13 protein-coding genes are annotated in these 11,822 nt (G+C 69.9%); 9 read left to right on the top strand and 4 right to left on the bottom strand.

Annotated features, from left to right (window positions below; all coding sequences use genetic code 11):
- Window positions 1–25: 25 nt before the first annotated feature.
- Window positions 26–436 carry an SsgA family sporulation/cell division regulator gene (locus tag AB0I98_RS02190; protein ID WP_362933942.1) on the top strand — a complete coding sequence of 137 codons (411 nt, stop codon included), beginning with the start codon at window positions 26–28 and terminating at the stop codon, window positions 434–436.
- 19 nt (window positions 437–455) lie between these two features.
- On the opposite strand, the gene AB0I98_RS02185 is transcribed toward AB0I98_RS02190, so the two are convergent.
- Window positions 456–1,862 carry an FAD-linked oxidase C-terminal domain-containing protein gene (locus AB0I98_RS02185; RefSeq protein ID WP_362933939.1) on the bottom strand — a complete coding sequence of 469 codons (1,407 nt, stop codon included), beginning with the start codon at window positions 1,860–1,862 and terminating at the stop codon, window positions 456–458.
- Window positions 1,863–1,954: 92 nt separating this feature from the next.
- Here AB0I98_RS02185 and AB0I98_RS02180 point away from each other — a divergent pair, with 92 nt between their 5' ends.
- The gene (locus AB0I98_RS02180) at window positions 1,955–3,364 is read left to right on the top strand and encodes a tetratricopeptide repeat protein (RefSeq protein WP_362933936.1); all 1,410 of its coding nucleotides are present in this window, start codon (window positions 1,955–1,957) and stop codon (window positions 3,362–3,364) included.
- An 8-nt stretch (window positions 3,365–3,372) separates the two neighbouring features.
- Here AB0I98_RS02180 and hppD read toward each other — a convergent pair whose 3' ends face one another.
- On the bottom strand, window positions 3,373–4,518 hold the full coding sequence (gene hppD / locus AB0I98_RS02175; protein WP_362933933.1) for a 4-hydroxyphenylpyruvate dioxygenase: 1,146 nt from the start codon (window positions 4,516–4,518) through the stop codon (window positions 3,373–3,375).
- A gap of 122 nt (window positions 4,519–4,640) precedes the next feature.
- Here hppD and AB0I98_RS02170 point away from each other — a divergent pair, with 122 nt between their 5' ends.
- From AB0I98_RS02170 to AB0I98_RS02140, 7 genes are all read left to right on the top strand, one after another.
- Window positions 4,641–5,111 (top strand): Lrp/AsnC family transcriptional regulator, encoded by a 471-nt coding sequence (locus AB0I98_RS02170; protein ID WP_362934822.1) that lies wholly within the window; start codon window positions 4,641–4,643, stop codon window positions 5,109–5,111.
- Window positions 5,112–5,207: 96 nt separating this feature from the next.
- Window positions 5,208–5,855, top strand: a complete 648-nt coding sequence (locus AB0I98_RS02165; protein ID WP_362933930.1) for an ABC transporter permease — start codon at window positions 5,208–5,210, stop codon at window positions 5,853–5,855.
- Window positions 5,848–7,122, top strand: a complete 1,275-nt coding sequence (locus AB0I98_RS02160) for a betaine/proline/choline family ABC transporter ATP-binding protein (RefSeq protein WP_362933927.1) — start codon at window positions 5,848–5,850, stop codon at window positions 7,120–7,122. Before AB0I98_RS02165 ends, AB0I98_RS02160 begins: the two co-directional genes overlap by 8 nt.
- Window positions 7,119–7,991 carry an ABC transporter permease gene (locus tag AB0I98_RS02155; protein ID WP_362933924.1) on the top strand — a complete coding sequence of 291 codons (873 nt, stop codon included), beginning with the start codon at window positions 7,119–7,121 and terminating at the stop codon, window positions 7,989–7,991. The genes AB0I98_RS02160 and AB0I98_RS02155 overlap by 4 nt, the downstream gene beginning before the upstream one ends.
- Complete coding sequence (locus AB0I98_RS02150) at window positions 7,988–8,950, top strand: glycine betaine ABC transporter substrate-binding protein (protein ID WP_362933921.1); 963 nt, start codon at window positions 7,988–7,990, stop codon at window positions 8,948–8,950. Before AB0I98_RS02155 ends, AB0I98_RS02150 begins: the two co-directional genes overlap by 4 nt.
- An 84-nt stretch (window positions 8,951–9,034) precedes the next feature.
- Window positions 9,035–9,622 carry a winged helix-turn-helix domain-containing protein gene (locus AB0I98_RS02145; RefSeq protein ID WP_362933918.1) on the top strand — a complete coding sequence of 196 codons (588 nt, stop codon included), beginning with the start codon at window positions 9,035–9,037 and terminating at the stop codon, window positions 9,620–9,622.
- A gap of 14 nt (window positions 9,623–9,636) precedes the next feature.
- Complete coding sequence (locus AB0I98_RS02140) at window positions 9,637–9,834, top strand: hypothetical protein (RefSeq protein ID WP_362933915.1); 198 nt, start codon at window positions 9,637–9,639, stop codon at window positions 9,832–9,834.
- Here AB0I98_RS02140 and AB0I98_RS02135 read toward each other — a convergent pair.
- Window positions 9,824–10,618, bottom strand: coding sequence for a S16 family serine protease (locus tag AB0I98_RS02135; RefSeq protein ID WP_362933912.1), 795 nt, complete (start codon window positions 10,616–10,618; stop codon window positions 9,824–9,826). The genes AB0I98_RS02140 and AB0I98_RS02135 overlap by 11 nt on opposite strands.
- Before the next feature lie 232 nt (window positions 10,619–10,850).
- Entirely contained in the window at window positions 10,851–11,492 is a 642-nt protein-coding gene (locus tag AB0I98_RS02130; RefSeq protein WP_362933909.1) for a helix-turn-helix domain-containing protein, read from the bottom strand.
- Between the last annotated feature and the right edge of the window lie 330 nt (window positions 11,493–11,822).

The following is an 11,822-nucleotide window of genomic DNA, read 5'->3' as shown; positions in this document are numbered from 1 at the left end:
CGACATGAGAGAGGAAACACGCCCTATGTACAGCGTGGTAGAGCGGGAGCTGGAGCTGAGGCTCATCCTGTCGCCGGAGCGGAGCATCCCGGTCCCGGCCCGGCTGAGCTTCCGCAGCGACGACCCGTACGCCGTCCACATCTGCTTCCACATCAACTCCGATGCCCCGGTGCACTGGACGTTCGCCCGTGAGCTGCTCGTCGAGGGCGTGTTCCGGCCCTGCGGTACCGGGGACGTACGGGTGTGGCCGACGAAGGCCGAGGGGCGCAGCGTCGTCCTGATGGCGCTGAGTTCACCCGACGGGGACGCCCTGCTGGAGGCGCCCGCGGCCCAGGTGTCGGCCTGGCTCGAGCGCACGCTGCGGGTGGTGCCCCCGGGGACTGAGGGCGAGCAGCTGGGGATCGACGACGCGCTCGACCAGCTGCTCGCCCGGTGACCGTAGGAGAACTCGCAGGTCAGAAGAGCTTGCCCGGATTCAGGATGCCCAGCGGGTCGAAGACGGACTTCACCGCCCGCTGCATCTCCACCCCCACCGGGCCGATCTCGCGGGCCAGCCACTCCTTCTTCAGCACGCCCACGCCGTGTTCGCCGGTGATCGTGCCGCCGAGTTCCAGGCCAAGCGCCATGATCTCGTCGAAGGACTCGCGGGCCCGCCGGGACTCGTCGGGGTCCTGGGCGTCGAAGCAGACGGTCGGGTGCGTGTTGCCGTCACCGGCGTGGGCGACGACGCCGATGGTGAGCTGGTACTTCTCGGCGATCCGCTCGGTCCCTTCGAGCATGTCGCCCAGGCGCGAGCGGGGCACGCACACGTCGTCGATCATCGTCGTGCCCTTGACCGCCTCCAGCGCGGTGAGCGACAACCGCCGTGCCTGGAGGAGGAGTTCCGACTCGGCCAAGTCGTCCGCCGGTACGACCTGGGTGGCGCCGGCCGCCTCGCAGAGCGCGCCGAGGGCGGCGAGGTCGGCGGAAGGGTCCGGAGTGTCGAAGGCCGCCAGCAGCAGCGCCTCCGTCGTCTCGGGCAGTCCCATGTGCGCCATGTCGTTGACGGCTTTCACCGTCGTACGGTCCATCAGTTCGAGGAGGGACGGCACGTGTCCTCCCGCCATGATCCGGCATACGGCATCGCACGCGGCGCTCCCGGACGCGAACTCGGCGGCCAGCACCAACTGCTGCGGCGGCTGCGGCCTCAGCCCCAGGATCGCCCGTACGACGATGCCGAGCGAGCCCTCCGAGCCCACGAACAGGCGGGTCATGTCGTACCCGGCGACGCCCTTCGCCGTGCGGCGGCCGGTGGTCATGAGCCGCCCGTCGGCCAGGACGACGTCCAGTCCGAGGACGTACTCGGCGGTGACCCCGTACTTCACACAGCACAGGCCGCCCGACGCCGTCCCGATGTTGCCGCCGATCGTGCACATCTCCCAGCTGGAGGGGTCCGGCGGGTAGTACAGGCCGTGTTCGCCGACCGCGCGGGACAGCGCGGCGTTGATGACGCCGGGTTCGACGACGGCGATACGGTCCACCGGGTTGATCTCGAGGATGCGGTCCATCTTGGTGAGGGACAGCACGATGCAGCCGTCGGAGGCGTTCGCCGCGCCCGACAGGCCGGTACGGGCACCCTGCGGGACGACCGGGACGCGCAGCTCGGTGGCGATGCGCATGACGTGCTGCACCTCTTCGACCGTGCGCGGCAGTACGACCACGGCGGGGGCGCCGGCCGGGCAGAAGCTGGCCATGTCGTTGGCGTAGGAGGCCGTGACGTCGGGGTCGGTGAGGACGGTCTCAGCGGGCAGGCCGCTGAGCAGGCGGTCGAGAAGGTTGCCGGTCACTTCGTCACGAGGCGCTTCGATACGGCTCATGATCACAGGTTCGCACCCGGGGCCATCGGTGTGAACCCCGTCCGCACAAGGCTTCGGGTGCGGGGATGCGGTCGTCGTGTTGACGCACAGTGAGCGCCATGGGGAACCAAGAGGAAGCGCCTGCCGAGGTGCGCAAGCCTGTCGCCCGGTGGCTGCCGCTCGCGGCCGTCGCCGCGTGCGCCGTACTCGGTGTGGTGCTGATGCTGCTGCCCGGGGAACGGCCGGAATCGCGGGCGCCGGCTCCGGCGCCGGGGGCGCAGGCGCTGACGGCGGTCGGTTCCGGGGTGCCGGCCGCGCTGCCCGGCCTGGCGGCGCTGATCGGCGAGCACGAGGCACGGGTGCGGGTGCATCCCGAGGACGCGCGGTCCTGGGCGGTGCTCGGGACGGCGTACGTCGAACAGGGGCGGCGGATCGCGGAGCCGTCCTACTTCCCGCGGGCCGAGCAGGCGCTGCGTATGTCCTTGCGGACCCGGGCGGAGGGGAATGTGCAGGCGCTGACCGGGATGGCGGCGCTGGCGAACGCGCGGCGTGACTTCCCGGCGGCGCGGAAGTGGGGGCAGGACGCGCTGGAGCTGGACGCGAAGCGCTGGGCGACGTATGCGGTGCTCATCGACGCCTATACGGGCCTTGGCGATCACAAGGCGGCCGAGCGGACGCTGGACCGGATGCTGGAGCTGCACTCCGGGCCCGCCGCCCTCGCGCGGGCCGGGGCCGTCTACCGCGACCAGGGCCGGCGCGAGGACGCCGCCGCCGCGCTGGCCGACGCGGCGGCCGGAGCCGAGGCGCCCGCCGAGAAGGCCGCGTATCTGGAGCGGGGCGGGCAGCTGGCGTTCGAGCGCGGGGGCCTCGAGGTCGCGCTGCTCCACTTCCAGCAGGCGGTCCGTATCGACCCCGACCAGCGGGCCGCACAGGCCGGGCTGGGGCGGGCGCTGGCGGCGCTGGGACGGACGTCGGAGGCGCTGAACGCGTACCGGATGGCCCTCGCCAAGCAGCCGCTGCCGCAATACGCCCTCGAACTGGGCGAGTTGTACGAGTCGCTGGGGCTCCATCAGGCGGCGCGTGTGCAGTACGACCTGCTGCGGGAGCGGGTGCGGAGTGCCACGGCGGGCGGGGCCGACGAGGAGCTGGTCCTCGGGCAGTTCGAGGCGGACCACGGGGACCCGGAGGCGGCGGTACGGCGACTGCGCGCCGAGTGGCAACGCCAGCCCGGGATCGCCGTGGCCGACGCGCTGGGGTGGGCGCTGCACCGGGCCGGGCAGCACGAGGAGGCACTGAAGTTCGCGACACGGGCGACGGACGAGAAGCACGGGGGTGGGGTGCGCAGCGCCCTGTACGCGTATCACCGGGGCATGATCGAGGGCGAGTTGGAGCTGTACGGGCCGGCCCGCCGGCACCTTCAGGAGGCACTGCGGATCAACCCGTACTTCTCGCCGTGGCGGGTTCCCACGGCACGGGAGGCGTTGCAGGGACTCGGCGACCTGCCGGCCGACGAGCCCCTACCTGCATAGTTTCCTGGTTACAGGTTGCCCCGCTTCTCCTGCTCCCGCTCGATCGCCTCGAACAGGGCCTTGAAGTTGCCCTTGCCGAAGCCCATCGAGCCATGGCGTTCGATCAGCTCGAAGAAGACGGTCGGGCGGTCCTGGACCGGCTTGGTGAAGATCTGCAGCAGGTAGCCGTCCTCGTCGCGGTCGGCGAGGATCTTCAGTTCGCGGAGGGTCTCGACGGGGACGCGGGTGTCGCCGACCCACTCGCCGAGGGTGTCGTAGTACGAGTCGGGGGTGTCGAGGAACCGCACGCCGGCCGCCCGCATCGTCCGTACCGTCTGGACGATGTCGTTGGTGTTGAGCGCGATGTGCTGGACGCCCGCGCCGCCGTAGAACTCCAGGTACTCGTCGATCTGGGACTTCTTCTTGGCGAGGGCGGGCTCGTTGATCGGGAACTTGACCTTGAGCGTGCCGTCGGCGACGACCTTGGACATGAGCGCGCTGTACTCGGTGGCGATGTCGTCGCCCACGAACTCCTTCATGTTCGTGAAGCCCATGACCTTGTTGTAGAAGCCGACCCATTCGTTCATGCGGCCGAGTTCGACGTTGCCGACGCAGTGGTCGATGGCCTGGAAGGTGCGCTGCGCGGGCGGCTGGACGAGCGGGGTGGCGGCGGTGAAGCCGGGGAGGTACGGGCCGTCGTAGCCGCCGCGTTCGACGAGGGTGTGGCGGGTCTGGCCGTACGTGGCGATCGCGGCGAGGGTGACCGTGCCGTGCTCGTCCTTCAGCTCGTACGGCTCGGTGACCGAGCGCGCGCCGTGCTCGACGGCGTACGCATACGCGGCACGGGCGTCCGGGACCTCGATGGCGAGGTCGATGACACCGTCGCCGTGCTCGGCCACGTGCTCGGCGAGGAAATGGCCCCAGGTGGTCGCGGGCTTGATCACCGAGGTGAGGACGAAGCGGGCGGAGCCGTTGGTGAGGACGTAGCTCGCGGTCTCGCGGCTGCCGGTCTCCGGTCCGGAGTAGGCGACGAGCCGCATGCCGAAGGCGGTGGAGTAGTAGTGCGCCGCCTGCTTGGCGTTGCCCACGGCGAAGACGACCGCGTCCATTCCCTTGACCGGGAAGGGGTCGGCCTGCCGGGCGGTGTCGGGAGTGTGGTGTGTGGTCTGCGTCATAGCGGAAGCCTCGCGCCGGCTTGCAAGGTGCGCAATAGTTTGCGAAATGGCTGAGCAATCTGACCAGTGAAGCGCCCGGACCGGCGGGCTTCCTGTACAGGATGACCACCCTGGAGGACCGTATGGCGATCGATCATCTGGACGGGCGGATCATCGGGCTGCTGGCGCGGGAGCCGCGGATCGGGGTGCTGGAGATGTCCCGGCGGCTGGGGGTGGCCCGGGGGACGGTGCAGGCGCGGCTCGACCGGCTTCAGTCGAATGGCGTCATCCGGGGGTTCGGGCCCGAAGTGGATCCGGCGGCGCTCGGCTATCCGGTCACGGCGTTCGCGACGCTGCAGATCCGGCAGGGGCAAGGGGCCGACGTACGGGCGCACTTGGCGACCGTGCCGGAGGTGCTGGAGCTGCACACGACCACCGGCACCGGGGACATGCTGTGCCGGCTCGTGGCCCGGTCGAATGCCGATCTTCAGCGGGTGATCGACCTGGTTGTCGGTTTTGATGGCATCGTCCGGGCCTCCACCGCGATCGTCATGGAGAACCCTGTTCCGCTGCGGATCATCCCGCTGGTGGAGCAGGCGGCGCTTCCTGAGTGAGCCGAAGGGGCTGCAAGCGCCCCGCAGGTGAACGAGCGATCAAAGGGGACCTGGGCAACCGACGGGAGTGATACCGAGCCTCTGAGGTGACCGCGGGTGAACTTCTGGGAGTACCTGGGCAACCGGCATCAGCAGTTGCTCGCGGATGCCGGGCAACACGCCAGCGCGGTCTTCCAGTGCATGGTCGTGGCGACCGCGCTGGGCGTCCTGATCGGGATCGTGACCTACCGGAGCGAGTGGGCCGGAAGCCTCGCCACGACGACCACCTCGACCATTCTGACCATCCCGTCGCTCGCCATGATCGGTCTGCTCATCCCGATCGTCGGGCTGGGCGTGCCGCCCACGGTGATCGCGCTGACGCTGTACGGGCTGCTGCCGATCGTGCGCAACTCGATCGTCGGGCTGCGCGGGGTCGATCCGACGCTGGTGGACGCAGCGACCGGCATCGGGATGTCGCGCGTGGCCCGGCTGGTGCGGATCGAGCTGCCGCTGGCCTGGCCGCCGATCCTGACCGGGATCCGGGTCTCGACGCAGATGCTGATGGGCATCGCGGCGATCGCGGCGTACGCCTCCGGGCCCGGCCTCGGCAATGTGATCTTCCGTGGGCTGGCCTCGCTGGGCAGCAAGAACGCGATCAACCAGGTGCTCGCGGGAACGCTCGGGATCATCATCCTGGCGTTGTTGTTCGATGCCGCGTACGTCCTCATCGGGCGGCTGACCATCCCCAGGGGGATCCGTGCCTGAGACCTCCGTAGCCGCGACCTCCGAAGCCTCCGTAGCCGAGAAGGCGACCTCCGGTGCCTCCATCGAGCTGGAGCACCTCACCAAGCGGTATCCGGGGGCCCCACAGCCTGCCGTGGACAGCGTGAACATGGAGATCAAGGCGGGCGAGATCGTCATCTTCGTCGGGCCCTCCGGCTGCGGGAAGTCCACGACACTCAAGATGATCAACCGGCTGATCGAACCGACCGGCGGACGCATCCGCATCAACGGCGAGGACGTCACCGACATGGACCCGGTGAAGCTGCGCCGCAACGTCGGGTACGCCATCCAGGCGTCCGGCCTCTTCCCGCACATGACGGTCGCCCAGAACATCGCGCTGGTGCCGAAGATGATCGGCTGGCCGAAGGCGCGGATCAGAGCGCGGGTGGAGGAGATGCTGGATCTCGTCGGGCTCGACCCGGGCGAGTTCCACGGCCGCTATCCGCGCCAGCTCTCCGGCGGTCAGCAGCAACGCGTGGGCGTGGCACGGGCGTTGGCGGCCGATCCGCCGGTGCTGCTGATGGACGAGCCGTTCGGCGCGGTCGACCCGATCACCCGCGATCACCTCCAGGACGAGCTGATCAGGCTGCAGCACGAGCTGCACAAGACGATCGTCTTCGTCACCCATGACTTCGACGAGGCGATCAAGCTCGGCGATCGCATCGCCGTGCTGCGCGAACGGTCCCACATCGCTCAGTTCGACACCCCGGAGGCGATCCTCACCAACCCGGCCGACGACTTCGTCTCCGGGTTCGTCGGCGCCGGGGCGGCGCTGAAGCGGCTGAACCTCACCCGCGTACGGGATGTGGAGATCAGGGACTATCCGACGGTCACCGTCGACGACCCGCTCCAGCAGATCTTCAACAAGCTGCGCGCCAGCGGCACCAACGAGATCCTCCTGCTCGACAAGCGCGGACGGCCGTACAAGTGGCTCCGGCGCGGCGACATGATGCGCGCCCGGGGCTCGCTGGCCCGCGCGGGCACGCTCGTGCACGACACGGTGACCCGGGACGCGACCCTCCGCGACGCGCTGGAGGCGGTCCTCACCGACAACGCGGGGCGGGTCGCGGTGACCGGTCGGCGCGGCGAGTACACGGGCGTCGTCGACATGGAGACGCTGATGAACTCCGTGCACGAACTGCTGGAGGCCGACCGGCTGGACGCCATGGAGCACCAGCACGAACTGGAGGAGGTCCGGGCCCAGCAGACGCACGCCGAGCAGGAGGGCGTCGGAGGGGAGAAGGCGTGAGAGGAGAAGGCCTGACCACCTCTTCCGACCGGCGCCCCCAAGGCGAGCACGAGGTCAAGGGGCACGCCTTCCGGGACGAGGGCGAGGCCCCCGGCGACCAGGAACCGCCGCCGCCACGGGCGGTGACGCGGCGCCTGATCGGCTGGCAGAAGCTCACCTTCCTGCCCGTCGTCCTCATCGCCGTGCTGCTGGCGACCTGGCTGTGGTTCGAGCAGGCCGACCTGGACCCCCTCTCCGAGAACGCGCTGTCGGACGGCCAGGTGTCCAAGGCCCTGTGGCAGCACATCGAACTCACGGTGATCTCCACCTTCTTCGTGCTGATCATCGCGATCCCGCTGGGCATCCTGCTGACCCGCAAGGCGATGCGGAAGGCGACCCCGGTGGCGATGGCGGTCGCCAACATGGGTCAGGCGACACCCGCGATCGGCCTGCTCGCCCTGCTGGTGATCTGGCTGGGCATCGGCCGGAAGGCGGCCCTGATCGGCATCATCATCTACGCCATCCTGCCGGTGCTGTCGAACACGATCGCCGGCCTGAAGGCCAACGACCCGACCCTGCTGGAGGCCGCCCGCGGCATCGGCATGTCCCCGCTCGGCGTGCTCTCCCGCGTCGAACTGCCGCTGGCGGTCCCGCTGATCCTGGCGGGCGTGCGGACGGCGCTCGTCCTGAACGTCGGTACGGCGACGCTGGCGACGTTCGGCGGGGGCGGCGGGCTGGGCGTACTGATCACGACCGGTATCACCAACCAGCGGATGCCCGTGCTGATGCTGGGTTCGATCCTCACGGTCGTACTCGCCCTGCTGGTGGACTGGCTGGCCTCGCTGGCCGAACTGCTGCTGCGGCCGCGGGGGCTGGAGGTGGGGACATGAGGCGGCGACTGGGCGCGGTGCTGGCTGTGGCCGTCATGGTGAGTGGCTGCGGTCTGACGAGCGGGTCGCCGATGGTGGACGACGTGCGCCCCGGTTCGATCGGACAGGGCGAGCCGCTCAAGGGCGCCGACCTCACTGTCACCTCCAAGGAGTTCACCGAGCAGCTGATCCTCGGCGCGATCATGGGCATCGCCTTCGAGGCGGCCGGCGCGGACGTGCTCGACCGCACCGGCATCCAGGGCTCCGTCGGCGCCCGCGAGGCGGTCAAGGGCGGCGACGCGGACGGGATGTACGAGTACACGGGCACCGCCTGGATCACCTACCTCGGCAACAGCGAGCCCATCGACGACCCGCAGAAACAGTGGGAGGCGGTGCGGGACGCGGACGCGAAGAACGGGCTCACCTGGCTGCCGCCGGCCTCGCTCAACAACACCTACGCCCTCGCCATGAACCAGGCCAACTTCAAGAAGTACGGCACCAAGACCCTCTCCGACGTGGCCGCCCTGTCCAAGTCCGACCCGAGCGCGGTGACGCTCTGCGTCGAGGGCGAGTTCGCGAACCGGGCGGACGGGTTGCCGGGCATGCAGAAGGCCTACGGCATGGACGTACCGGCGGGCAACATCACGCAGATGGACACCGGGATCATCTACACCCAGGCGGCGAAGGGCAGTTGTACCTACGGGGAGGTCTTCACCACCGACGGCCGCATCAAGTCGATGAACCTGGCGGTGATGCAGGACGACAAGAAGTTCTTCCCCAACTACAACGCGGCGCCCGAGATCAACTCCAAGACGCTGAAGGAGTATCCGGCGATCGCGGATGTCCTCGACCCGATCACCAGGCGGCTGGACAACGCGGTGGCGCAGGAGCTGAACGCGAAGGTGGATGTCGAGGGGGAGGATCCGCATCAGGTGGCGTTGGAGTGGATGGTGGAGGAGGGGTTTGTCAGGGAGGGGTGAGGAGGGGCGGAGGGGCGAAGTTCCAAAGGTTTCGCTGCAAAGAATCCGTTGCAAAGGTCTCTTTGCAACGCTACCTTTGTACGCGTGCCCGAGCCCGAAGAATCCAAGGTGCGCGACCTTGATGCCCGTTCGCTGCGCGGGCTCGCGCATCCCCTGCGCATGCAGCTGCTGATCGCGCTGCGGCGCCATGGACCTGCCACCGCATCGATGCTCGCCGAGCGGCTGGGCGAGTCGAGCGGCGCCACCAGCTACCACCTGCGCCAGCTCGCCGCGCACGGCTTCATCGAGGACGCGCCGGAGCATGGCAAGGGGCGGGAGCGGTGGTGGCAGGCGGCCGACGGTGGCCTGCGGTTGGACGAGAAACTGCGCAGGGACCCGGACCCCAGTGTGCGCGGCGCGGCCGCGCTGTTCATGCACGAACTGGCGAACGTCCACACCCGGGAGGTCTCGACCTGGGTCGGCGACCAAGCCAACTGGTCCGTCGAGTGGAACCGCGCGAGCGACATCAGCGACTTCACCTTGCGGCTCACGCCCGAGCTCGCCGAGGAGCTGGTCAAGAAGATGCACGACCTGGTGGACAGCTACGCGTCACTGCCGTCCCTGCCCGAGGACACCCCTGACGCGGAGACGGTACGCGTCCATACGCACGTCTTTCCCAGCCCGACGCAGTGAGAGGCGACGACCCGATGCACCCCGAGATCCATCTCGCCCTGCACCACGTACGCGCCGCCGAGCTGCACGCCGAGGCAGCGGCCCACCGCCTCGCGAGCGCCGCCGCGAAGCCCGGCCGTCCCTTGCGGACCCGCGTCGGCTGGACCCTCGTAGAAGTGGGCCTGCGCCTGGCCACCCCGAGGCCGTCCCCGGCGCCCAGCGTTAGCAGCTAGGCACGGAACCCTTCCCACTCTCCAACGCCACCAGCGCACTGACCGCGCCCTTGAGCGTGGTCACCGGAATCAGCCGCAGCCCCTCCGGCAGCTCCGACTTCGCGTCGCCGCACTCGTCCTTGGGAACCAGAAACACGGTCGCCCCGTCGCGCCGCGCGGCCTGCGTCTTCAGGGCGACGCCGCCGACCGCGCCGACCGTTCCGTCGGCCTCGATCGTCCCCGTGCCGGCGACGCTACGACCGCCGGTGAGGTCGCCGCCGCTGCCGTTTCCGTTGAGCTTGTCGATGATGCCGAGGGAGAAGAGGAGCCCGGCGCTGGGGCCGCCGACGTCGGCGAGCCTCAGGGTGACCTTGACGTTCTTGTCGCCGAGGTCGAGATAGTTCAGCGCGGCCTCGGTCGCCGCGTCCTGCGACGCGCGCATCTGCTCCGTGTTGTGCCGCTCGATCTCCTTGACGCTCTCACCGCTCGGATAGACCGAGTCGCGCGGCATGACCGCCCGGTCCGTACGGAACCAGGAGTCGATCACGTCCCCGAGCGAAACGTTCGTATCCGGGTTGGTCGCCTCGATCGTCGTCATCCGCAGCTGCCCGCTCGTGTCCCGAGTCGACGCCCCGGAGATCGTGATCACCGGCGTCCCCCGGTTCTCCCCGAGCACATCCGCGGTCAGCCCCGGCTGCGTCAACGAAAACGGCAGCGGCGCGAACACCGCCGCCCCGATCAGACCGACGACAGGCAGAGCACAGACCACCAGGGCCTGCGGGCGCGTGAGACGAGAGAGGAACACGGGATCAATCTAACGGGCGAGGTTGGGGGTGGTGACCGAGGGCAGCACGTAGGCCGCGGGCAGTCGTGCCACCGTAGCTGCGGGCATGCGTGCCGCCTGGGGCGGCACGGGTGGGCGCAGGCGGCACCCCGTCAGCGCCGGGCCGCGCGACCCACCCCCGCTTCAGCCACCGCGCCGGGCGCACGACCCACCCCACGGCACCCAGCCCCACCGCACCTCGCTGAAACGCCGGTCAGCGCAACGCCTCCGCAACCTCCCGCGCCGCGTCCACCACCCGCGGCCCCACCCGCTCCGGCACCGCATCCGCCAGCATCACGACCCCCACACTCCCCTCGACCCCGGTCACCCCGATCAACGGCGCCGCAGCCCCACTCGCCCCCGCCTCCAACTCCCCGTGCGTCAGGGTGTACCCCGGCTCCGCCACCGTCCGCTGCCGCGCGGCGAGGATCGCCTTGCCCGCGGCCCCCCGGTCCAACGGATGCCGGAACCCCGCCCGATACGCCACGTGATAGTCGGTCCACGTCGGCTCGACGACCGCGACGGCCAACGCCTCCGCCCCGTCCACCAGCGTGAGATGCGCGGTCGCGCCTATGTCCTCGGCCAGCGACCGCAGAGCGGGCAACGCCGCCTCCCGCACCAACGGATGCACCTGCCGCCCCAGCCGCAGCACCCCGAGCCCGACCCGGGCACGTCCGCCCAGGTCACGTCGTACGAGTGCATGCTGCTCAAGCGTGGCGAGCAGCCGGTACACCACGGTCCGGTTCACGCCCAGTTTGTGGGAAAGCTCGGTGACGGTCAGCCCGTGGTCCGTGTCGGCCAGCAGCTTGAGGACACGCAGTCCCCGGTCGAGCGTCTGGGAGGTCTCCGCGGTCACGACGCCCACTCCTTAGTGGTGAGGTCGACGGCCCCCTCGCGGCGATGCGTCACCGAGTCCCGTCGGTGACGCGCTTCAGAGGCCGCCGATCGGTCGGCGGCCCGGACCGACTGTCCGAACCGCGTCGCTTCACGGCTGCGCTCCGCGGCGGCGCTGCCACGGGGCGTGTGCGTAGCGGGACAGTAGCGAAGGGAGTCCGCTGAGCGGAAGGATCCGTCCAGAATCCGGTCACCGCCCGGTACGGACTACTTTGATTTGCGGTGGTATGCGCGCCCCAAAGGGGCGCGGGGAACTGCGCGACCAGCCACGTACGACCTGCAGCCGAAGTAC

The sequence above is a fragment of the Streptomyces sp. NPDC050211 genome, from assembly GCF_040656035.1.
Lineage (GTDB): Bacteria > Actinomycetota > Actinomycetes > Streptomycetales > Streptomycetaceae > Streptomyces.
This window is presented reverse-complemented; position numbering and strand designations above follow the sequence as displayed.

Excerpts from the sequence above, each read along its gene's own strand:
- AB0I98_RS02190 (WP_362933942.1), top strand. The coding sequence starts at position 26 with ATGTACAGCGTGGTAGAGCGGGAGCTGGAGCTGAGGCTCATCCTGTCG.
- AB0I98_RS02180 (WP_362933936.1), top strand. The coding sequence starts at position 1,955 with ATGGGGAACCAAGAGGAAGCGCCTGCCGAGGTGCGCAAGCCTGTCGCC.
- hppD (WP_362933933.1), bottom strand. The coding sequence starts at position 4,518 with ATGACGCAGACCACACACCACACTCCCGACACCGCCCGGCAGGCCGAC.
- AB0I98_RS02170 (WP_362934822.1), top strand. The coding sequence starts at position 4,641 with ATGGCGATCGATCATCTGGACGGGCGGATCATCGGGCTGCTGGCGCGG.
- AB0I98_RS02150 (WP_362933921.1), top strand. The coding sequence starts at position 7,988 with ATGAGGCGGCGACTGGGCGCGGTGCTGGCTGTGGCCGTCATGGTGAGT.
- AB0I98_RS02140 (WP_362933915.1), top strand. The coding sequence starts at position 9,637 with ATGCACCCCGAGATCCATCTCGCCCTGCACCACGTACGCGCCGCCGAG.